The sequence below is a fragment of the Acinetobacter sp. AB03 genome, assembly GCF_058107045.1.
In genome coordinates this window covers 1,332,136-1,353,015 of sequence record NZ_JBUEBA010000002.1, presented here as the reverse complement: position 1 = coordinate 1,353,015, position 20,880 = coordinate 1,332,136, and the positions used below count along the sequence as shown (strand labels likewise).

The window sequence follows — 20,880 nt, the reverse complement described above, 5'->3', positions numbered from 1 at the left end:
GTCGGTTTTAGAATCACCGCACTTTCGGCATTCCATATGCTCCCCTATTTCAGTCATTTGTTCATATTCATAAACGTGGATGCAAAATAATTTTTTAAACAACTGAAGCATTTTTAACTCCTGTAAATGATTTTTTAAAAATTCGCTTCTTAAAATAGGTATATCTTCCTGAAATACCCACAACTCATATCTCATGAGCTATACACAGTTTTAAACATACTTTTTATAAATTTCAAGTGCCTTTTGTCGAATAACAACATAAAGTGATAAATGGTCATTTACTTTTTTAAATGATGCTTTTTATTTACTTATCGTTCTGCTTCACATCGCTTTTAAAAATGCGGCTGAGAATGAAACAATGCTTGATTTAAATTTGGATCAAGCTAGGATAAAAATACAATCAATGCTCAAAACAGATGTTTCGAGCAACCAATAAAGAGTTTGATAAAAAAGCAACGATAAGGATATTTATACATGCTTGGACGTATGATGTTTCAACCGCTATTAATTAGCAATCTTATTGATCACGCAGAACGCTACCATGCGGATACAGCTATTATTTCTAAAAATACAGACGGCAGTATCACTGAAACCAACTGGGCCAAAGTAGCAGCCAACTCTAAGCGATTTGCCAATGTACTCAAAGGCTTACGACTTTCACAAAGTGACCGCGTGGCGACCATCGCATGGAACAATTATCGTCACCTAGAATCTTGGTATGCGATCTCTGGCAGTGGCTATATTTGCCATACCATCAACCCACGTTTATTTCCAGAACAACTGATTTTTATTATCAATGATGCCCAAGACCGTGTGGTGTTATTTGATAAAACCTTTGCGCCACTCATTGCTGCGGTGAAAGCCCATTTACCCCATGTAGAGCACTTTATTTGTTTAGATGCTGCAGATGACGCTATTACAGAAAAAATTGCCGATGTGAAATTTTATGATGACTTGGTCAGCAAAGAGTCTGAACAATTCACATGGCCAAGCTTTGATGAGCAAACCGCAAGCTCTTTGTGCTATACCTCAGGCACAACGGGAAATCCAAAAGGTGTGCTATATAGCCACCGCTCTACCATATTGCATAGTTTTGCCATCAGCCTACCTGACTCTCTTAATCTGTCTGCAAATGACATTATGTTGCCTGTAGTGCCAATGTTCCATGTCAATGCTTGGGGTACACCTTATGCAGCAGCTATGGTCGGTTGTACCGTTGTATTACCAGGGCCAGGCTTAGATGGGCCAAGTTTAGTGAACATGATTGATACGTATAAAGTCACTGTGGCTTTGGGTGTACCCACAATTTGGCAAGGTTTACTGGCAGCAGCTAAACAAACAGGCAGTCAACTGGCAAGTATGAACCGTAACGTTGTCGGTGGTTCTGCATGTCCACCATCCATGTTAGCGGCCTTTAAAAATGACTATAACTGCGACACCATCCATGCATGGGGCATGACCGAAACCAGCCCACTCGGTTCTGCCAACCAGCTTAAAGCCAAACATCAACAGCTCTCTGAACAAGAGCGTTTCCAGCTGCGACTATCTCAAGGCCGTCCGCCTTTTGGCGTGGATTTACGTCTTACCGATGAAGAAAAAGGCAGCCATGAAATTGCCCGCGATGGTGAGCAGATTGGAAATCTACAAATTAAAGGGCACTGGATTATTGACAGTTACTTTGGCAAAGATGACTCTGCACTCACGACCGATGGCTGGTTTGACACAGGTGATATTGCAACCTTAGATGAAGACGGCTTCTTATGCATCAGTGACCGCTCTAAAGATTTAATTAAGTCTGGCGGCGAATGGATTTCATCGGTTGAACTTGAAAACCTTGCGATGGGACATTCAGACATTCTTATGGCAGCCGTTATTGCGGCCGAACATCCAAAATGGGATGAGCGTCCTATTGTCATCGCTGTGAAGAAACCCGATAGCACGGTCACTGAACAAGGTGTCTTAGACTACTATACGGACAAAATTGCGAAATGGCAGATCCCTGACCGTGTGATCTTTGTCGACAGTATTCCACTGAGCGGTACGGGTAAAATGCTAAAACGTGAACTCCGCGCCCAATATGGCCAAGTACTACTGGAACAAAATCCTGTTTAAGGTTGTGTAAAATAAAAGCCTGATCATATGGTCAGGCTTTTATTTATGTTCGTTATGTTCGGATAATTTAAATACCATCAATACAATTTATTTGAAAGCACATCCAATAAAGATGCTTTAAACACCTCACCATGCTTTAGATTTGGATAGATTAAAAATTTAGACTCTACGCCCTGCTGATCGAATATAGACAAAATTTCTCTATTTTTATTGATGCCATTTGCATCAAAATTAGCGCTTTGCTGTGCACCAGTATGTATTAAAAGATCACCTTCCATCAGCCATACATGTTTTTGTGGCTCTTTGACTAATTTTACGGCTCTAATTTTTTGCATCATGCGCTCACCTGCCCAAGAAAGTGATGGACTTGCAGCAAAAAAATGGCTGAAATAACGCCCATCGAGCAAGCTATCAAGCACAAAAAGCCCGCCATAGGAATGCCCCCATAACGCTCTTTTTTGCGCATCCAACTTTACATTCTGCTCAACCCAAGGGGCGATATCCTTCAAAATCACATTTCTAAAATCAGCACTTCCCCCGCTCATCCGCTCTGGATTTCTTGGGTCTTGGGCGGGTTTCCCAGTCAATAAATCTGCTGGAGTATAGTCGAGTGAACGAAAAGCTGTGGCAAATGGCAAATTGGTTTTATAACCAATGGCAACCAATACAGGGGCATCATTTGCATACAAAGACTTAAGTATTTCTTCATTCAGATGGGACATCGCAGCGTTCCCATCTAGCATAAAGACCGATGCATACGCGTTCTGCGTCTTCTGTACTGTCTTTGGAATACCTAACCACACTTTATATGTTTTTTGTAGGTCTTTGGATGCAAACTCTTTAATTTTGAAATCGTAATACTCAGACCCCACTTCAGCAATATTGGCAGGTAAAGGTTTCATTTCAGGTTTCGCATAAATACTTAAACTGGCACCCAAAATCAACAACGAGCCAAAAATTCGCGAAAGCACAGTAGTAAAAGTCTTTCTATAAAGATGAGTCATTTTCCCTCTACACAGCCATGAGATGCCGAAGCTTAACACATAATAATAGTTATCATTATCAATTAAGCAAATCTTAATCATCTCTCTTCAGGGCGTACATCTCATCGATTGAATAGACTACATTTACTTTGACTATGCACTCCGAAATGCAATTTTTCTTTTTTATACGGATTCAACAAGTCTAGCAAATACCCTTCCAGCTTTTTCATCCATAAAAAAGCCACCGCACTATGAAAGTGCAATGACTTTATCGACACAATCAAAAGACTTAAAGCTTTTTCCATGTCATGTTGCTCAAACCTTTCGCATCTTTTGCTGAGGCCTGTACCTTCATCTGATCTTTACCTGCATTGAGCAGCGCAGTATTGATGTTATACACACGACCATCTTGAGGATTCAGCCATTGGCCTTTTGCGAATTTTTGACCTGTTACATCACCCATTAAGCCATTCAGCACTTGCATACCAAAAATCGGTTTATCCTTAAGCCCACCCTGACACTTACTACATACATCACTCACAGGCGCTCCAGCCAAAGGATAGTACTTGGTCACCACTGCGCTATATTGCGATGTTTTAGAATTCTTACGAATCACAATATCTGAAATATAATACCCTGTCCGATCATCAATCACTTTCCATGTTCCAATAAGTGGGTCAAATGGCATGGCGAAAGCAGAATGAGACAACCCCAAAAACAGTGCTGATGCACACAAAAACTTATGTTTCATAAAGTAAATTACAATAAAAAATGAAGAAATAAACGGTCGCGATTATAGCAATTCTTTTCTTTTAATTATCTATTATTTCATTAAAATTAAATATTTATATGAATTAACCCCTGAGAAAAATCAACAAAAAAATTGCATATAAAAAAAGCCTCCGAAGAGGCTTTTTTTAATAATGTATCAGAGCTTTATATTAAGCCGCTGAACGTTCTTCAATCGGCACCACTTTACGCAGTTCAGGACCCGTATAGTCCGCACTTGGGCGAATAATACGATTGTCTGCACGTTGTTCCATCACATGTGCTGCCCAACCTGTCACACGGCTCATCACGAAGATTGGTGTGAATAGTTTGGTCGCAATATCCATGAAGTGGTAAGCCGATGCATGGAAGAAGTCTGCGTTACAGAATAGTTTCTTCTCACGCCACATCACTTCTTCACAACGTACTGATACTGGATAAAGAACCGTGTCACCCACGTCTTTCGCTAAGCGTTCAGACCAGATTTTAATGATGCCATTACGTGGGTCATTGTCTTTGTAGATTGCATGTCCAAAGCCCATGATCTTTTCTTTACGTTCCAATTTGCCCAGCATTTCTCGCTCAGCTTCTTCAGGTGACGTCCAGTTTTCAATCATTTCCATCGCAGCTTCGTTTGCTCCACCGTGCAATGGACCACGTAGTGAACCAATTGCACCGGTAATACATGAATGCATATCCGATAATGTTGATGCGCATACACGTGCGGTGAAAGTCGATGCGTTGAATTCATGCTCTGCATAAAGGATCAGTGATACGTTCATCACTTGTTCATGCAGTTCATTTGGCTTTTCACCACGCAGCAGGTGTAAGAATTGAGCACCGATTGAGTCGTCATCGGTGTTTTCTTCAATGCGTACGCCATCATGGCTAAAGCGGTACCAGTAGCAAATGATTGCTGGAAGGGTTGCAAGAATGCGGTCTGCAACATCTTGCTGTTCTGCAAAAGATTGTTCTGTTTCTAGGTTGCCCAGCATCGATACGCCCGTGCGCATCACATCCATTGGGTGTGAATCTGCTGGGATACGCTCAAGGACTTCTTTAAGTGCTTGTGGCAGTTGGCGCAGTGATTTAAGTTTAGCCTTGTAAGCGGTGAGCTGTGCTGCTGTTGGTAGTTCACCAAAGAAGATCAGGTAGGCCACTTCTTCAAACTGGCAGTTTTCAGCTAAGTCTTGTACGTCATAACCACGGTAGGTTAGACCTGCTCCGCTTTTGCCTACGGTTGATAGTGCTGTCTTTCCTGCGACTTGTCCGCGCAATCCTGCGCCTGTGAGGACTTTTCCTTCAGCCATTTTTAATTCTCCTGTTTAAACAGCTTGTCTAATGTGTTTTCAAAGGTGTGGTAATCGAGAAATTCGTAGAGTTCTTTGCGCTGTTGCATTTTGTCGAGGACGTTGACTTGGGTACCGTCATTGCGAATGGCATGCATGACTTCCAGTGCTGCCTTTTGCATGGCACGGGTCGGTGACAGTGGATACAGCACCATCGAGATGCCTTGTTCTGCCAGTTGTTCTTTGGTGTAGTATGGGGTATCGCCAAATTCGGTGATGTTCGCCAGTACTGGAACACCGACTGCATCGCAGACGGTTTTGTACATGGTAATGTCAGTCATTGCTTCAGCAAAGATCGCATCGGCACCGGCTTCTACACAAGCACAGGCACGATCAATTACCGCTTGTAGGCCTTCTTTTTGTAGGGCATCGGTACGTGCCATCACCACAAAGTTTGCATCGGTTTTGGCATCAACTGCGGCTTTTACGCGGTCAACCATTTCTTGTTGGGTGACGATTTCTTTATTTGGGCGGTGGCCACAGCGTTTTTGTGCTACTTGGTCTTCGATGTGCACTGCGGCTGCCCCTGCGGCAATCATTTGTTTCACAGTGCGGGCAATGTTAAATGCCCCACCCCAACCGGTGTCGATATCGACCAGTAACGGGGTGTCTACACGTTCGGTAATGCGGCGTACATCTTCCAAAACATTATCCAGACTGGTCATGCCTAAGTCAGGCAATCCATAAGAGTAGTTGGCTACACCAGCACCCGAAAGGTAGATGGCCTTGTAGCCCACCTGTTTCGCCATCATTGCTGCATAAGCATTGACTGTACCGATAATTTGTAATGGTTTTTCCACTTCCAGTGCTTGTCTAAATCTTAAGCCTGCAGATCTTTGTTCTGTCATCGTCCTTTCCACGGCATTTACTTTAATTTTCGAGTTTTGAGTATAGCCATAATGACTGAATTGGCTATGACATTTTAGAATGATCACTCTAAAACTTTAGTCCCATGGTTCACGTTTTTATTGTGTAATTTTCTTCCATGCATTGGGCTTTAGTGGTAAACAGATAAGCCCCAAAACAACAATGTGTGCATATTTTTGCTATGATAGCAACCAGAGATCCACATTTATTAGGCTGTTGTTAGTTATATGCACGACTCAGTTCAACTAGAACCCCTTACACGTGACATACCTCACACAAAACGAGGTCATGAACGCTGTCTTGCATTTTTATTAAGTGCAAACGAGTTGTTTTTGCAACATGGCTACGATGCGGTTTCACTCGATGATATTGTCAATCATGCGGGTGGTTCAAAAGCATCGATTTACAAATATTTTGGAAATAAAGACGGTCTTTTTACAGCAATTTGCGACTACCGTCGTGAACTGTTTTTTAAAGATATTTGTATGCCTTTTGATTTCACTAAGGACAATTTGCGCGTTTATTTAATACAAACTATTTTAAATATTCAAACGCATCTTGTGCTTCCAGAAAATGCCTCTTTTTTAAGACTCATTATGGAACAAGTACAACGTAATCCACAGTTAGCCTTTCATATTCACAAACAAGGGCCTAAACATATTGAAGATGCCGTGGCTTGTGTTTTAAGCAAAGCAGATGAAATAGGCATTATTCGATGTGAACATCCAAATTATTCTGCCCAGCTTTTTTTTGGCATTGTGCGCGAGTTAGAGTGGCGAGTACTCATGAACATCTATGTTGAAGAAAATGAACAAGAAAATCTAGAATATGTTCATTATTGTGTAGATCGTTTCTTAGCAGGTCATCAAAAAGTCTAGTTTTTTTGCAATTTCCTTTGCATATAGTATATTAATCGACTCTCTTTTTTCTTTTCACCAACCAACAACTAATTGTTGTTCTATACCTATTTCGGTTTTCAGCAATTATTGTGGAGTAACAATGGCTCAACGTCACTTTCTTACCTTACGCGATTTATCTACTTTAGAACTGAACCAAGTTGTGCAACGCGGTATCGAACTAAAACGTAAACAGCACAACAGCGAAGTCTTCCAACCGTTTGTTGGTAAAGTCATGGGTATGATTTTTGAAAAATCGAGCACTCGTACCCGTGTATCGTTCGAAGCAGGCATGAGCCAGTTTGGTGGCAGTGCAATTTTCCTCTCTCCACGAGACACCCAATTGGGTCGTGGTGAACCGATTGAAGATTCAGCACGCGTGATTTCAAGCATGTTGGATATTGTGATGATCCGTACTTTTGGACATGACATCGTTGAACGTTTTGCCTCTTATTCAAAAGTTCCTGTGATTAATGCTTTAACCGATGATCACCACCCTTGCCAACTACTTGCAGATGTTCAAACTTTTGTTGAACACCGTGGGCCCATTGCAGGCAAAACTGTAGCCTGGATTGGTGATGGCAACAACATGTGTAATTCATATATCGAAGCTGCGCATATGTGGGGCTTTAAGTTAAAAATTGCTGCGCCTAAAGGTTATGAACCCAAAGTAGAATTTTTAAGTGAATTTGCGCATTGTGCTGAACTAGTTAACTCAGCTGAAGATGCTGCCGTAAATGCAGACCTTATCGTGACCGATGTATGGGCAAGCATGGGCCAAGAAGAAGAGCAAAAAATTCGTGAAGCTGCGTTTGCAGACTATCAAGTAAATGAACGTCTTATGGATCTTGCTCATCCTGATTGTTTATTTATGCATTGTTTACCAGCACATCGCGGCGAAGAAATTTCTGAAAAGATGCTCGACCATAAAAATGCCGTGGTTTGGGATGAAGCTGAAAACCGCTTACATGCACAAAAAGCATTGATTGAGTTTTTAATCAATGAAAATACCAAGAAAGATTAAGTAATTTTTCCAACGAAAAGCACCTAAGGGTGCTTTTTTTATACGGGCAAAGCTATAATTGGAACATAATTTTTATAAGCGACACTTTCCATGCATTTCAAAAAAACTGGCCTGTGCCTTGCTACAATTCTAAGCTCTACATTTTTTCAGGTTCAAGCCTCAGAATTTGATGACTACTTACAGTCCAAACAAATTATTGATGCAAATTTTAAAATTAAACAGCCTGAAACTCTGAACGAGATTTTAACTGTATTAACCGCAGAAGACTCACGAACTCTCCCAATTGAAATTGATAACAACACCATCATTGAACAATTTAATCTATATGCAGACCGTACCGAGCTTAAAGGCTTGATCATTACCCCTGATTTTGCGCAGTTTGAACAGGATTTGGGTGCGAAAGAAGTTCAAAAAGTGATTAAAAAGAATGTTGTGCAAAACTGCAATATTTTCTTCGAGCATCAATATCAACGCCATAACCCCTACATTGTAAAATTACAGCTCATCTCTGAGAAAAATAGCTACGATTTAGAATTAAAGCAAAAAGATTGTGGTATCAAATAGTACCTTTCTAGCGATTGGTTCTCTACTTTAGCGAACCAATCCTTGCGGTTGTAAGATAATCATGGCCGCACCAATTAATACCACTGCCCCACCCATTATGTCCCAACGGGATAAATAAACTTGATCGACATAACGCAACCATAGCAATGCGGTAAAAATATAAATTCCGCCATAAGCGGCATAAATACGTCCCGAAGCAGCCGGATGTAAGGTCAACAACCATACAAAAGTACCTAGCGCTAAGGCTGTAGGAATCCACAACCAATGACTTCTTCCCTGATTTAAAATCAAATAAGGGAAATAACAGCCTAATATTTCCATCACAGCGGTTACCAAAAACAGTACAAATGTACTTAAAACTTTCGTCAATTGAATATCCATGCAACCTACTTTTATTACTTCTAACTGTTAAATACTTTTTTCAATAAAAAACCCGTGCGAACACGGGTTTTTTATTATGTAGCAATTCTTAAGCAGGTTCAGCCGTTTGGTCTTCAAAAACTTCAAGTTTTAGACCCACCGCTTTACCATTTTCATTCTTCACAGAGACCGCAACATTGCCACCATGTTCTGCAAGCTCACCAAATAGAATCATTTCAGCCAGTGGTTTTTTCAAATGCTCTTGGATGAGTCGTTGCATTGGGCGAGCGCCCATTAAACGGTCATAGCCATTTTCAGCCATCCACTCACGCGCACTTTGATCCACTTCTAGAATGACTTTTTTCTCATCCAGTTGCGCTTGTAGTTCAGTTAAGAACTTATCCACCACATTTTCAATTACTGTCGTTGGTAAAGCTTTAAACTGAATCACGCTGTCTAAACGGTTACGGAACTCTGGAGAAAACGCTTTCTTCATCGCATCTTGGTTATCATTACTGTTGTCTTGATCCATGAAGCCAATACTCACGCGAGAAATACTTTCTGCGCCAATATTTGTGGTCAAGACCAATACCACATTACGGAAGTCTGATTTACGACCATTGTTATCGGTCAATGAACCATGATCCATGATTTGTAGCAATAAGTTGAATACGTCTGGATGCGCTTTTTCAATCTCATCTAGCAATAATACACAGTGCGGATTTTTATGAATCGCATCGGTCAACAGACCACCTTGGTCAAAGCCGACATAACCTGGAGGCGCACCAATCAAACGTGAAACTGCATGGCGCTCCATATACTCTGACATATCGAAGCGAACCAGCTCAACACCCAGTAATTTCGCAAGCTGCTTGGTGACTTCTGTTTTACCTACCCCAGTTGGGCCTGCAAAAACAAAACTACCCACAGGCTTATCTGGCGATTTTAAGCCTGCACGCGACAGTTTAATTGCTGAGCCTAAAGCTTCAATGGCTTCATCTTGACCAAAGACCACACGTTTTAAATCACGCTCAAGATTTTCAAGAACGGTCTTGTCATCTTTAGACACAGTTTTTGGTGGAATACGTGCAATTTTCGACACGATATCTTCAATATTTTCCACGGTAATCAAGGTGTCATCTTGCTCAGCTTTCAGACGACGTTGCGCCCCTGCTTCATCAATGACATCAATGGCTTTATCCGGCAAGAAACGGTCATTAATGAACTTCGCAGACAGCTCAACCGCAGAAATTAAAGCTTTGTCATCATATTTAACATGATGGAAATCTTCAAACTTGCTCTTCAAACCGCGTAAAATATCAATCGTTTCTGAAATAGATGGCTCATTGACATCAATTTTTTGGAAACGGCGTGACAATGCATGATCTTTTTCAAAGACTTGGCGGTATTCTTGGAATGTGGTTGAACCAATGCAGCGCAATGAGCCATTGGCCAAAGCGGGTTTAATCAAGTTTGATGCATCCATTGTGCTGCCCATACTTGAGCCTGCACCAATAATCATGTGGATTTCATCAATAAACAAAACTGCTTCTGGTTTCTTTTTCAATGCGTTCAAAAGCTGTTTTAAACGTTTTTCAAAGTCACCACGGTATTTGGTTCCTGCTACCAAAGCACCAATGTCCAAGCTATACACTTCAGCATTTGCCAATGGTTTCGGCGCTTTACCATTGACAATGAGCCAAGCTAAACCTTCAGCAATCGATGTTTTACCGACGCCAGGATCACCAACCAATAACGGGTTATTTTTACGGCGACGGCATAGAATTTGCGCAGCACGTTCAATTTCTTTTTCACGACCAATTAAAGGATCTGTTTTACCCTTTTGTGCCTCAACATTTAAGTTGGTTGTATACAGCTCTAAAGGACCTGCGTTGCTTGAACTAGCAGATTCACCATCAAGATCTTCTATTTCTTCTTCCACTTGCACTTCATCTTTACGTGTGCCGTGGGCCAAGTATTGTGTCAGAGTTAAGCGGTTAATTTGATGACGTTTCAAGAGGTAGACTGCAAAAGAGTCACGTTCAGAGTACATTGCAACTAAAATGTCTGCACCTTCAACTGTACGATCACCACCGCTTGATTGCACATGAAAAATTGCACGTTGTAAGATACGGTCAAAACTTTCAGTTGGATGCGGAGCTTGGTCACTGTTTTCGCCCAGCTTAGGAGTGTGCTGCTCTACATATTCTTCAAGCTCTTTACGAAGCACAATAATATCTGCACCACAGGCTTTCAATGCATTTACGGCCGAATCATTATCGAGTAAAGCCAATAATAAATGTTCAACGGTTAGGAATTCATGTCTCTTTTGTCGAGCCATACTAACAGCCAAACGTAAGGATACTTCTAATTGACGACTGAGCATGGAACCCCCTTAATCTTTCGGCTCAATCTGACAAAGTAAAGGATGACCTTGAGACCGAGCGTAATTATTGACTTGGTTTGCTTTTGTTTCCGCGATGTCTCTCGGGTAAACGCCTGCAACACCTTTTCCTTCATAATGTACAGTTAGCATTACTTGAGTGGCTTGGTCAAGATTCAAAGCAAAGTATTGTTGTAAAATTTCAATAACAAAGTCCATTGGGGTGTAGTCATCGTTCATTAAAACGACAGCATAGAGTGGCGGACGCTTAAGTTCTGGTGGCGCAGTTTGGACAGCGACATCCCCATTTTCTTCTTCATTCGGTTCATCATTGCTCAAGCGCGGGCTGATATGCCAGTCGACATAGCCAGATTCATGAAAAGACTGCTTGATTTCATTTAAACACGTTGAACGCTTAGAGATACCCATAAACTTACAATTCACAATTATTGTGCATTTGCCTCAGCCTGAGGGATTTCAGAGACAAATGCAGATTGACTTTCTACGGCCTCACCACGTGACCAACTAAAGCGTCGTGTCACTGGTGTGCTACCTGTTAAACGGACTTCGATAAACTGTGGCGTAAAGCCTTTAGGCATCGTCCAACGCCCTGTTAAACGCTCATAGTTTTCAAAGTTAAAGTTTTTGTCTTCAAGAGGCACAACTAAAACCTCTGTACCACGAATGAGTCGGAGTTCAACTGTACCTGAAGCTGCACGTTTAGATGGACTGACTTGAACCAAATCGAGTTGATATTCAAATGCATTTTCAGGCAAAGGTTTAATCGCAATATGCTGCACAGCCAGTGGAATACCGCCGCGTTGACGCAAAACCTCACGGTAAATCACAGCCGTGGTTTCAGATTGCGCTTGTTGATCTAGAGCTTTTTGCAACGACAAATACAGCTCATTTGAATTGGTCACAGCAACGTCACGCTCCTGAACAGCAACATTGTAGTTTTTATTTAAAGCATCCAGACTGGTCTTTTGCTTTTGTACCACTTCAACCAGTTGCTCAGCATCCGCATCAAAACCTACCACCGTTAAACCTTGACGATGTCCGACGGTATAGCCCAATAGTCCACTTGCAACCATCAATATTGCAGCACCAATTGCCAAGGGCTTATTGGTCTGTAAAAACGGCTTTGCAGGTTCAGGCTGTTGTGACGTCATATTTGTGTCAGTGTTCGGCATCGTCATCTCTTATTTTGATTCAATTCAAAACACACATTTAAATCGAAATCTAAATGTGTGTGAAGTTCTAAAACGTTTTTTATGGTAATAAACCAATTCCGTCTAAGCCTGCAGTTTCAGCAAATTCAAACATTAAGTTCATGTTTTGAACGGCCTGACCTGCTGCACCTTTAACCAAATTGTCTTGTACTGAAATGACCACTAGTTTTTTTGGTTGTGGTTTATACAGCGCAATACGCAGTTGATTTGCACCCCGCACAGAACGCGTCTCTGGTGAACTTCCCGCAGGCATCACATCGACAAAAGCTTCATTGGCATAAAACTGTTCATATAAACTTTGCAAATCAGCAGCTTCACCCGCATCGGTTAAGTCCACATAAATCGTGCTCAGCATGCCACGAATCATTGGCACCAAATGCGGGACAAATAAAATGTGGTTAAATACCTCTTTTAAGCCTGAAATATTTTCCAACGCTTCCACAATTTCAGGATGATGACGGTGACCTGCAACGCCATAGGCTTTGAAATTATCAGCATTTTCAGAATAGATCATCCCAAGGCTGGCTTTTCGGCCTGCACCAGACACACCCGATTTTGCATCAATAATAATACTTTCAGGTTTAACTAATGTGTCGTTTTGCTTAAATAACGGCGCTAAACCCAGTTGTACTGTCGTTGGATAACAACCAGGGTTACCAATGACATTGGCTTCTTTAATCTGCTCACGGTTTAATTCTGACAAACCATAAACCGAGTCTTTCAACAGTTCAGGGCACGCATGTTGCATACCATACCATTTTTCAAACTGTTCTAAATCTTGTAAACGAAAGTCTGCGGCAAGGTCAATCACTTTAGTATTTGCAGCCACCAACTCTTCAGCATGCTTCATGGCAACGCCATGCGGTGTCGCAAAGAACACCACATCACATTTTTTCAGTTCATCAATATTCAAATCTGAATATTTAAGTTCGGTATGTCCACGTAGGCTTGGGAACATATCATCTACACGGCGACCGTCTTCTGTACGCGATGTTAATACGCTTACTTGCACATTTGGGTGTCGTAGTAAAAGACGCAACAATTCAACGCCTGTATAACCTGTACCGCCGACAATACCAACTGAAATCACGTGTATTACCTCAAACTTAAACTGTCCATTTCGTAACTGCCTAGTATGACAGGAAGTTTCTGCTTTCTAAACTGTTTTACTTGGAATTTATGCGTTTTTAGTGCTATCGACACCTAATGAGACACATCCAATATACTCTGTGCAGGCTCAAAACCAATCTGATTTCGTCCCGAATGTTTCGCCTGATATAATAATTGATCGGCAGCTTGTATGGCATATTTTAAGTTGGAATGATGTACTGCAGCCAGTCCAAAACTTGCTGTCACGGCAATACTTTTTGAGGATAATCGTGCATCGGCAATACCTAAACGAATACGATTGGCAATGTTATAAGCCAGCGTGGGGTCATCAATTTGCAATAAGACAATGAACTCTTCCCCGCCAAAACGCCCCACTAAGTCATGATCACGGACGTTTTGCCCAATAATTTGCCCAACTTGTTGTAAAATTTGATCACCCACCAAATGCCCATAGGTGTCATTAATTTTCTTAAAATGGTCAATATCACACATGAGCAAGAAATAAGACTGTTTAGAGAGCTGATGCAACTTTCGTTTAGCGGCTTCGTTAAAGCCACGTCGATTGAATAAATGTGTTAGCGGATCTCTTAGCCGCTCATCATTGAGTTGATGGATAATATCGCGCACCAAGGTTCCGAGCAGCACTATTGCAAACCACATACTCAAGATAATGCTCGCAGCAAGCATCATCAGCCACCAAACTGAGTTTGCTAGCATATCTGCTTCGATATTTCTTAAAAAGAGAAAAATAATGATTCCGCGAACAAAGGTATACAGCACAATAAACAAGTAGGAAAAGTCGACTATTTTATTGAGCAAATCAATCCCTTGATAATGTTTAAACATTGAAAACAAAACCAAAGACTCAACCAATGCAATTGAAATGTTCAAAATCAGCATTCTGATCCACAGTTGATCATCTACATAGGAATAATAACTGAGTGAAAATAAAGCCATCACGACCAAGGCAAGACACCAATATGGACGTGCATTGGTATTCTTTCTTAAGCCCATGGCATAAGCGCTGGCCCATGCACCAAACAAATACATACTGCCTAAAATGGGTGCCGACAAAGCCAACTGCTTATTCGACATAAAACTTTGTGCCGCCACAGAAAACGAAGGCACAATATATCCAAGCCCGAGCCACAATAAATATGAGGGAGCCCTAAAAGCAAAATGACATATTAAAAGCAAGCTTCCCATTAAAATCAGGCAAGCTGGAACAATTAATATAAAATAGTGGATATCTGTAAAATTCACATTTGAGGTCTTTGGACTGAAATTGAGGAATGTTTACCTTAGATCATGAAGTTTAGAGCATTTTTTGGCTAACGCTCAATCAATCAGAAGAAATTATTTTTAAATTCTGCACGTAAAATTAACTTTAAGCGCTTGTCCACCAATACGGCAATGCGGTTGTTTTTAAGGTTTTTCGATGCTGTTGAAAAGCGGCATCATATTTGGCAACTTCCGCCCAAAAACGTGCACTATGATCAAAATGTTGCGTATGTGCGAGTTCATGCACACAGACATAACGGGTAATGGCTTCAGGAAACAACACTAAAGCACTGTTAAGCATGATGTCGTGTTTGGCACTACAACTCCCCCAGCGGGTCTTGGGTTGGCGAATTGAACATTGTGCAAATTTTAAACCAGTTTCATGACTAATCTGTTGCAAATAAACAGGCAAGTGCTGTTTGGCATATGCAATCACAAAAGATTTTAAATAACTTTCAGGCTGACGGTCACTGATCCAAAGCTGGTGATTGTACTCATCCAAAATATATGCATTTTTTTGTGTTTTATAGCTCACCGTTAAAGCATTTTGGCGATTAAATAACCGCAACTCTATGGGAAGGGTTTGAGCTATCTGTAGCAGACTGGCTTGTTGCTTCAGCCACGTTTCAACCATCCACTGTTCAGATTGATTTAAAAAATCCTGAATTTGCCGTTTGCTACAAAATTTAGGCACGGTTAAACGAATTTGAGTTGGTTCAACACGAAGTCGTAACCGGGTCGCACGTGCATGATGGGTGATTTGAATTTCAGGTAGGTCTGCTAAGGTCATTAATATTATTCTTTTATTGAATCATCCTCCCCGGCCCTCCTTTTGAAAGGAGGGAGAAAAACATAAGATAAAAATGTTTTTGCTTTTAGCCCCTCTTTTTCAAAGAAGGGCTTAGGGAAGATTTAAAATTAAACAGCGGTACGTTCTTCAATACCGCTGTCTGTTGCAACAACTGCCACATCTGCTTTATTGATTGCAAAAATACCATTACACACTACACCTGGAATGTCGTTAATGGTTTTTTCAAGCTCAAGCGCATTTAAGATGTTCAGGTTATAGACGTCTAAAATCACGTTACCGTTATCCGTCACCACGCCTTCACGGTAAGCAGGATCACCACCGAGCGCTACAATTTTACGTGCCACAGCTGAACGAGCCATTGGAATCACTTCAATCGGAAGTGGGAAGTCACGCCCCAATTGATCAACCCACTTAGAATCATCTACGATACAAACAAATTTTCTCGCAATTGAAGCCACAATTTTCTCGCGAGTAAGTGCGGCGCCACCGCCTTTGATCATATGCATATGACGGTCAATTTCGTCTGCACCATCGACATAGGCATCTAAACCGCCGACAGAGTTCATATCAACCACTTCAATGCCTAATCTCTTTAAACGCTCAGCCGTTGCTTCTGAACTTGCCACAGCTGCTTCAAGCTGAAGCTCTGGTAAAAGTTCAATTAAGAAATTCACGGTGCTGCCTGTACCCACCCCTAAAATGCCACCTTTAGGTAAGTGCTTTAAGGCAGCTTTTGCAGCAACTTGCTTTTTTTCATCTTGGGTAGCATACAGACTCATAATTTGGCTCAACTATTTTTTGACATTTGTTGCTGATTTTACAGCCCAAATGTACAGGGGTTTGTTACAATGATCCTCTATTTTAAACTGTTAAATGGGAAATTAACATGCTGTCTCGTTTGGTTCGACAAATATTACAAGCAACAGTCTACGATGTTGCAATCGAAACTCCACTCGAAGCGGCACCTCGAATTAGTGAGAAACTCAATAACAACATTCGTTTTAAGCGCGAAGACTTACAACCCGTCTTTTCATTTAAGCTGCGCGGTGCCTATAACCGCATTAGCCAACTTCCTAGAGCTCAACTTGAACGTGGCGTGATTACCGCATCTGCTGGCAACCATGCCCAAGGCGTAGCACTGTCAGGTAAAAAACTCGGGATTCGTGCCATTATTGTGATGCCAAAAACCACCCCAGATATTAAAGTTCAGGCAGTCAAACGCTTAGGCGGTGAAGTGGTTCTCCATGGCGACTCTTTTGATGTTGCAAACAAATACGCAATTCAACGTGCTGCAGAAGATGGTATGAGCTTTATTCCACCCTATGACGATGAACTGGTGATGGCAGGTCAAGGCACGATTGGCAATGAAATTTTGCGCCAATGGCGCGATGTCGACTATGTCTTCGTCGCTGTTGGTGGTGGCGGTTTAATTGCTGGTGTAGCAGCCTACTTAGGCGATGTTGCACCACATGTCAAAGTCATTCCTGTTGAATATGACGAATCTGCTTGTTTAAAAGCCGCATTTGAAGCAGGTGAACGCGTAGTACTGCCTCAAGTCGGCTTATTTGCCGACGGTACGGCTGTGGCACAGATTGGTGAAAAACCATTTGAAGTGATTCAACTACAAAAGTCGGATAACTCAGGCCCGATTGTTGAGCGTGAAGTGGTTTTAGTCAATACCGACGAAATTTGTGCCGCCATTAAAGACACCTATGATGAATGTCGTAGCATCGTTGAACCATCGGGTGCGATGGCCTTGGCAGGGATTAAAAAATATGTTGAAACTCACGAGCTGATTGGGCAAAACATCGTCTCAATTGTATGTGGTGCAAACATGAACTTTGACCGTTTACGCTATATTGCAGAACGCACTGAATTGGGTGAACGTAAAGAAGCTATTTTTGCTGTGACCATTCCAGAGAAAAAAGGTTCATTCCTGAATTTCTGCCGAGCGCTACAGGGCCGTAATATCACCGAGTTTAACTACCGTGCGAGTGATGCCAGTGCAGCGCAAGTCTTTGTCGGCATTAGCTTAAAAGGCGGTGAAAAAGAGCGTCATGATATTTTTGAAGCACTCAAAACTCAGTTCGATGTCGATGACTTGTCTGATGATGAAGTAGCAAAACTGCATATTCGCTATCTGATTGGTGGGCATGCAGACCTTGAAAATGAGCGTTTGTTCCGTGTTGAGTTCCCTGAACGTCCAGGTGCACTGTTAATGTTCCTCGAACGCCTTGGCCCTACACATAACATTACCCTATTCCACTACCGTAACCACGGTGCAGCGGAAGGTCGTGTCCTCGTCGGTTTAGAAGCAAGTGATGCGAAACAAAACCCAGATGGTTTGATTGAAACTTTAGAAAGTATTTCGTATCCATATGAAGAAATTACCAATAACCTAGGTTATCAACGTTTCTTAAAATAAAAGATTCAATACATACATAAAACCGCCCTTCGAGGCGGTTTTATTCTATGAGCTGCATCGGCTCTTCATCACCAAACGTGTGGTTATACGTGACAATAATCCTGTCGATCAGTTCATCATTATGCGGTACCAACAGCCAATAGGGATTCTCCCGCTCGATAACCAGTAAACTGAGTTCATAAGGCTCAATAAAAATTTTAATGTGGTTAAAAATGACATCAAAACTAAATTCAAAATCATAACCATGCATGTCTGAGGTTTCTTCTTCCTCACTGTCATACATTTGATAATAAGACGCCATATCATCATTGATTTGGTTTTTCAGCTCGTCTAAGTCAATACCTAATTGTTGAAATCGATGGCATTCATCAATACCATTTTGTCGAAAATCATCGAGTTCTATTTTTTGAATGTTTGAATAATAGCTATTCAACCAACGTACAAAGTGCTCGAACTCATCTTGTTCTTCTGGAATTGCGGTATCATTCAATTCTGGAAACGCGACCCTCAGGGATTCATACAGTGTCTTCCGCATTTATATACTCCTTTGGATGAGTGATATATTGGTATAAGGCAAAGCGCGGTTGATCGAAAATAGCGTGTCTGTATAAAGATGACATCTTGTGAAATTTGGCACAACATTCGTTAACAATCGACGTATAAAAAAATTTAAAGGAAAGATGACATGGCACAATTTGCAGTGATTGGTTTAGGAAGCTTTGGAGCCACAGTTGCAACTCAACTCATTGAACTGGGACATGATGTCATTGGTATCGATAGTGAAAAAAAATATGTTGAAAATATTTCTGAGCAGGTGACCCATGCTGTCATCGCCGACGCAACAGATGAACATGTCCTCGATGAATTAAATATTAAAAACTGCGATGCCGTGGTGGTCGCAATTGGTGAAAATATTGAAGCCAGTATTTTGTGTGTGCTGCACCTCAAAAATATTGGGGTTGAAAAAATTTGGGTCAAAGCCAAATCAAAGTCGCACCATATGATTTTAAGCCATTTAGGGATTAGTAAAATTATTCACCCTGAAGAGGACATGGGCGTACGGATTGCGCAGTCTTTATGCTACCCCATGGTCAGTCGCTATATGGCGCTTGAAGATAATCACTATATCGTCAAAATTGAAATTGATGAAAAACTACAAGGGACTCGCTTCCGCCAACTGATGGATCAAGCACCTGATGTGAAAACATTACTCCATAAACGTGGCAAAGAAGTTTTGTACAGCATTGACCCCAATTTAATTTTACAAGTGGGTGATATTCTAGTTGTTGAAGGTTTAGTTGAAACATTACGTCGTCTTTCAGCACGGTTCAAATCATGAAAAAAGTCAAAGAATGGCAAACCCCCAAAAACAGCACCATTAATTTAAGCCCGCCCAGCCTGCTGGCTTTGGGTTTTTTGAGCTTTATTATTATTGGGACTCTATTATTAAAGTTACCCATTTCACACTACGGTGAACTCAGTTGGATTAACTCTTTGTTCACCGCCAGCTCAGCAGTCACCATTACGGGACTGTCTGTGGTGAATGTCGGTGAAACTTTTACCGTAACAGGTAAAATCATCATCATGCTACTGATTCAAATTGGTGGCTTAGGCTTTATGACTTTTGCAATTTTAGCCGCACTGAGTCTGTCGACCAAACTCGGTTTAAAGCAACAAATCATGGCGCAAGAGACCATTGGTCAAACCAGCTTATCCAAAGTGTCTTTCACCATTAAAGGGGTACTGCTGTATTCCTTATTTTTTGAAGCGATCGGCACGGTTATTTTGACCATTGCATGGTTAGAAGATTACAACTTCAATCAAGCTCTGTTTTATGCGGCTTTTTACAGTGTATCCGCATTTAACAATGGTGGCTTTTCACTGTTTCCCAACAGTCTAATGAGCTTCTCGGGCCAGTATCTCATTACCTTTACCATCAGTATGCTATACATCATTGGTGGGACAGGTTTTGTGGTGCTAATGGACATTAAACGCAGCAAACGTTGGAAAGGCTTAAGTACCAATAGCAAACTGATTTTATCCACCATTGCAGGCTTGAACCTGATTGCTTTTGTTCTTTTATGGGCAATTGAATCGAACAATCCCCTCACTTTAGCGCCAATGAGCTTAGGTGACCAAGCTTTAAATGCATGGTTCCATGCCACCGTGCCTCGTTCATCGGGTTTTAACAGCCTCGATTTGGCACAAATGAAAGATGCCTCGACCCTCGTGACCATGTTACTGATGTTCATTGGGGGAGGCTCGATGAGTACCGCAGGTGGGATTAAAGTAGGTACTTTTATTATTGTTTTACTCAGCGTGATTAGCTTCCTTCGACGCGAAGATGAAATTCGTGTGTTCAATCACTCTGTTTCTCAAAAAACCTCTTTTAAGGCGATGGCTGTTGTCTCTATTACCGCAGCACTTATTTTCTTAGGCATCTTTAGTTTATCTTTAATTGAACCTAATCATCAGTTTATGGATTTGTTATTTGAAGCCATTTCCGCTGCTTGTACTGTCGGTTTGTCACGTGGCATCACGGGTGAACTTCAATCTGCAAGTTTATTTATCCTGATGCTCTTGATGTTTGCAGGTCGTTTAGGTCCATTAACGCTGGCCTACCTGATAGCTACGCCGAAAAAGAGCCGTCTAAAGCACCCAACTGCCGATATTCAAATTGGTTAAAACACTAAAACTTAAACATAAAAAAACCAC

Annotated in this window: 20 protein-coding genes; 7 read left to right on the top strand and 13 right to left on the bottom strand. The window is 41.4% G+C overall.

Features of this window, described 5'->3' with window-relative positions:
* Positions 1-474: 474 nt before the first annotated feature.
* Positions 475-2,112: a long-chain-fatty-acid--CoA ligase gene (locus ACY3FQ_RS06905; RefSeq protein WP_489773741.1), complete on the top strand. Its 1,638-nt coding sequence runs from the start codon at positions 475-477 to the stop codon at positions 2,110-2,112.
* A gap of 77 nt (positions 2,113-2,189) precedes the next feature.
* Here the strand turns inward: ACY3FQ_RS06905 and ACY3FQ_RS06900 are convergent, their stop codons facing one another.
* The 4 genes from ACY3FQ_RS06900 to prpB all read right to left on the bottom strand — a co-directional run bounded on the left by ACY3FQ_RS06900 (position 2,190) and on the right by prpB (position 6,060).
* Positions 2,190-3,116, bottom strand: a complete 927-nt coding sequence (locus ACY3FQ_RS06900; protein ID WP_489773740.1) for an alpha/beta hydrolase — start codon at positions 3,114-3,116, stop codon at positions 2,190-2,192.
* A 268-nt stretch (positions 3,117-3,384) separates the two neighbouring features.
* Positions 3,385-3,846 (bottom strand): DUF2147 domain-containing protein, encoded by a 462-nt coding sequence (locus tag ACY3FQ_RS06895; protein ID WP_489773739.1) that lies wholly within the window; start codon positions 3,844-3,846, stop codon positions 3,385-3,387.
* Between the two features lie 190 nt (positions 3,847-4,036).
* Positions 4,037-5,173, bottom strand: a complete 1,137-nt coding sequence (prpC, locus tag ACY3FQ_RS06890) for a bifunctional 2-methylcitrate synthase/citrate synthase (protein ID WP_004696709.1) — start codon at positions 5,171-5,173, stop codon at positions 4,037-4,039.
* A 2-nt stretch (positions 5,174-5,175) separates the two neighbouring features.
* Entirely contained in the window at positions 5,176-6,060 is an 885-nt protein-coding gene (prpB, locus tag ACY3FQ_RS06885) for a methylisocitrate lyase (protein WP_004696708.1), read from the bottom strand.
* Positions 6,061-6,306: 246 nt separating this feature from the next.
* Here prpB and ACY3FQ_RS06880 point away from each other — a divergent pair, with 246 nt between their 5' ends.
* The 3 genes from ACY3FQ_RS06880 to ACY3FQ_RS06870 all read left to right on the top strand — a co-directional run bounded on the left by ACY3FQ_RS06880 (position 6,307) and on the right by ACY3FQ_RS06870 (position 8,563).
* A complete protein-coding gene (locus ACY3FQ_RS06880) occupies positions 6,307-6,957 on the top strand; it encodes a TetR/AcrR family transcriptional regulator (protein ID WP_201703138.1) in 651 nt (216 codons plus the stop codon).
* A 121-nt stretch (positions 6,958-7,078) separates the two neighbouring features.
* Entirely contained in the window at positions 7,079-7,999 is a 921-nt protein-coding gene (argF, locus tag ACY3FQ_RS06875; RefSeq protein ID WP_489773738.1) for an ornithine carbamoyltransferase, read from the top strand.
* Positions 8,000-8,089: 90 nt separating this feature from the next.
* Positions 8,090-8,563, top strand: a complete 474-nt coding sequence (locus tag ACY3FQ_RS06870; protein WP_489773737.1) for a hypothetical protein — start codon at positions 8,090-8,092, stop codon at positions 8,561-8,563.
* 27 nt (positions 8,564-8,590) lie between these two features.
* Here ACY3FQ_RS06870 and ACY3FQ_RS06865 read toward each other — a convergent pair whose 3' ends face one another.
* The 8 genes from ACY3FQ_RS06865 to rpiA form a co-directional block, all read right to left on the bottom strand.
* Positions 8,591-8,944: a YnfA family protein gene (locus ACY3FQ_RS06865; RefSeq protein WP_489773736.1), complete on the bottom strand. Its 354-nt coding sequence runs from the start codon at positions 8,942-8,944 to the stop codon at positions 8,591-8,593.
* Between the two features lie 88 nt (positions 8,945-9,032).
* On the bottom strand, positions 9,033-11,309 hold the full coding sequence (gene clpA / locus ACY3FQ_RS06860; RefSeq protein WP_058951805.1) for an ATP-dependent Clp protease ATP-binding subunit ClpA: 2,277 nt from the start codon (positions 11,307-11,309) through the stop codon (positions 9,033-9,035).
* A gap of 9 nt (positions 11,310-11,318) precedes the next feature.
* Positions 11,319-11,735, bottom strand: coding sequence for an ATP-dependent Clp protease adapter ClpS (clpS, locus tag ACY3FQ_RS06855; protein WP_005401077.1), 417 nt, complete (start codon positions 11,733-11,735; stop codon positions 11,319-11,321).
* 17 nt (positions 11,736-11,752) lie between these two features.
* The gene (locus ACY3FQ_RS06850) at positions 11,753-12,499 is read right to left on the bottom strand and encodes a DUF6776 family protein (RefSeq protein WP_489773735.1); all 747 of its coding nucleotides are present in this window, start codon (positions 12,497-12,499) and stop codon (positions 11,753-11,755) included.
* 79 nt (positions 12,500-12,578) lie between these two features.
* Positions 12,579-13,634, bottom strand: a complete 1,056-nt coding sequence (gene argC, locus ACY3FQ_RS06845; RefSeq protein WP_489774396.1) for an N-acetyl-gamma-glutamyl-phosphate reductase — start codon at positions 13,632-13,634, stop codon at positions 12,579-12,581.
* A gap of 107 nt (positions 13,635-13,741) precedes the next feature.
* Entirely contained in the window at positions 13,742-14,776 is a 1,035-nt protein-coding gene (locus ACY3FQ_RS06840; protein WP_489773734.1) for a GGDEF domain-containing protein, read from the bottom strand.
* Positions 14,777-15,035: 259 nt separating this feature from the next.
* The gene (locus ACY3FQ_RS06835; RefSeq protein ID WP_263507059.1) at positions 15,036-15,719 is read right to left on the bottom strand and encodes a YgjP family zinc-dependent metalloprotease; all 684 of its coding nucleotides are present in this window, start codon (positions 15,717-15,719) and stop codon (positions 15,036-15,038) included.
* Between the two features lie 128 nt (positions 15,720-15,847).
* Complete coding sequence (rpiA, locus tag ACY3FQ_RS06830) at positions 15,848-16,519, bottom strand: ribose-5-phosphate isomerase RpiA (RefSeq protein WP_263507058.1); 672 nt, start codon at positions 16,517-16,519, stop codon at positions 15,848-15,850.
* Between the two features lie 107 nt (positions 16,520-16,626).
* On the opposite strand from rpiA, the gene ilvA reads away from it, so the two are divergent.
* Positions 16,627-18,165, top strand: coding sequence for a threonine ammonia-lyase, biosynthetic (ilvA, locus tag ACY3FQ_RS06825; protein WP_004981822.1), 1,539 nt, complete (start codon positions 16,627-16,629; stop codon positions 18,163-18,165).
* Positions 18,166-18,205: 40 nt separating this feature from the next.
* On the opposite strand, the gene ACY3FQ_RS06820 is transcribed toward ilvA, so the two are convergent.
* Complete coding sequence (locus ACY3FQ_RS06820; protein WP_279666318.1) at positions 18,206-18,700, bottom strand: hypothetical protein; 495 nt, start codon at positions 18,698-18,700, stop codon at positions 18,206-18,208.
* Between the two features lie 150 nt (positions 18,701-18,850).
* Here ACY3FQ_RS06820 and ACY3FQ_RS06815 point away from each other — a divergent pair, with 150 nt between their 5' ends.
* Positions 18,851-19,504 (top strand): potassium channel family protein, encoded by a 654-nt coding sequence (locus tag ACY3FQ_RS06815; protein WP_126036928.1) that lies wholly within the window; start codon positions 18,851-18,853, stop codon positions 19,502-19,504.
* Positions 19,501-20,850 (top strand): TrkH family potassium uptake protein, encoded by a 1,350-nt coding sequence (locus ACY3FQ_RS06810; RefSeq protein ID WP_489773733.1) that lies wholly within the window; start codon positions 19,501-19,503, stop codon positions 20,848-20,850. Before ACY3FQ_RS06815 ends, ACY3FQ_RS06810 begins: the two co-directional genes overlap by 4 nt.
* Positions 20,851-20,880 lie beyond the last annotated feature (30 nt).

Bases quoted from the DNA above. Each gene is read 5' to 3' on its own strand.
- prpB (WP_004696708.1), bottom strand. From the start codon at position 6,060: ATGACAGAACAAAGATCTGCAGGCTTAAGATTTAGACAAGCACTGGAA.
- clpA (WP_058951805.1), bottom strand. From the start codon at position 11,309: ATGCTCAGTCGTCAATTAGAAGTATCCTTACGTTTGGCTGTTAGTATG.
- ACY3FQ_RS06880 (WP_201703138.1), top strand. From the start codon at position 6,307: ATGCACGACTCAGTTCAACTAGAACCCCTTACACGTGACATACCTCAC.
- argF (WP_489773738.1), top strand. From the start codon at position 7,079: ATGGCTCAACGTCACTTTCTTACCTTACGCGATTTATCTACTTTAGAA.
- ACY3FQ_RS06905 (WP_489773741.1), top strand. From the start codon at position 475: ATGCTTGGACGTATGATGTTTCAACCGCTATTAATTAGCAATCTTATT.
- ACY3FQ_RS06900 (WP_489773740.1), bottom strand. From the start codon at position 3,116: ATGACTCATCTTTATAGAAAGACTTTTACTACTGTGCTTTCGCGAATT.
- ACY3FQ_RS06895 (WP_489773739.1), bottom strand. From the start codon at position 3,846: ATGAAACATAAGTTTTTGTGTGCATCAGCACTGTTTTTGGGGTTGTCT.
- ACY3FQ_RS06815 (WP_126036928.1), top strand. From the start codon at position 18,851: ATGGCACAATTTGCAGTGATTGGTTTAGGAAGCTTTGGAGCCACAGTT.
- rpiA (WP_263507058.1), bottom strand. From the start codon at position 16,519: ATGAGTCTGTATGCTACCCAAGATGAAAAAAAGCAAGTTGCTGCAAAA.
- ACY3FQ_RS06820 (WP_279666318.1), bottom strand. From the start codon at position 18,700: ATGCGGAAGACACTGTATGAATCCCTGAGGGTCGCGTTTCCAGAATTG.
- ACY3FQ_RS06810 (WP_489773733.1), top strand. From the start codon at position 19,501: ATGAAAAAAGTCAAAGAATGGCAAACCCCCAAAAACAGCACCATTAAT.
- ACY3FQ_RS06850 (WP_489773735.1), bottom strand. From the start codon at position 12,499: ATGCCGAACACTGACACAAATATGACGTCACAACAGCCTGAACCTGCA.
- ilvA (WP_004981822.1), top strand. From the start codon at position 16,627: ATGCTGTCTCGTTTGGTTCGACAAATATTACAAGCAACAGTCTACGAT.
- prpC (WP_004696709.1), bottom strand. From the start codon at position 5,173: ATGGCTGAAGGAAAAGTCCTCACAGGCGCAGGATTGCGCGGACAAGTC.
- ACY3FQ_RS06835 (WP_263507059.1), bottom strand. From the start codon at position 15,719: ATGACCTTAGCAGACCTACCTGAAATTCAAATCACCCATCATGCACGT.
- ACY3FQ_RS06870 (WP_489773737.1), top strand. From the start codon at position 8,090: ATGCATTTCAAAAAAACTGGCCTGTGCCTTGCTACAATTCTAAGCTCT.
- clpS (WP_005401077.1), bottom strand. From the start codon at position 11,735: ATGGGTATCTCTAAGCGTTCAACGTGTTTAAATGAAATCAAGCAGTCT.
- ACY3FQ_RS06865 (WP_489773736.1), bottom strand. From the start codon at position 8,944: ATGGATATTCAATTGACGAAAGTTTTAAGTACATTTGTACTGTTTTTG.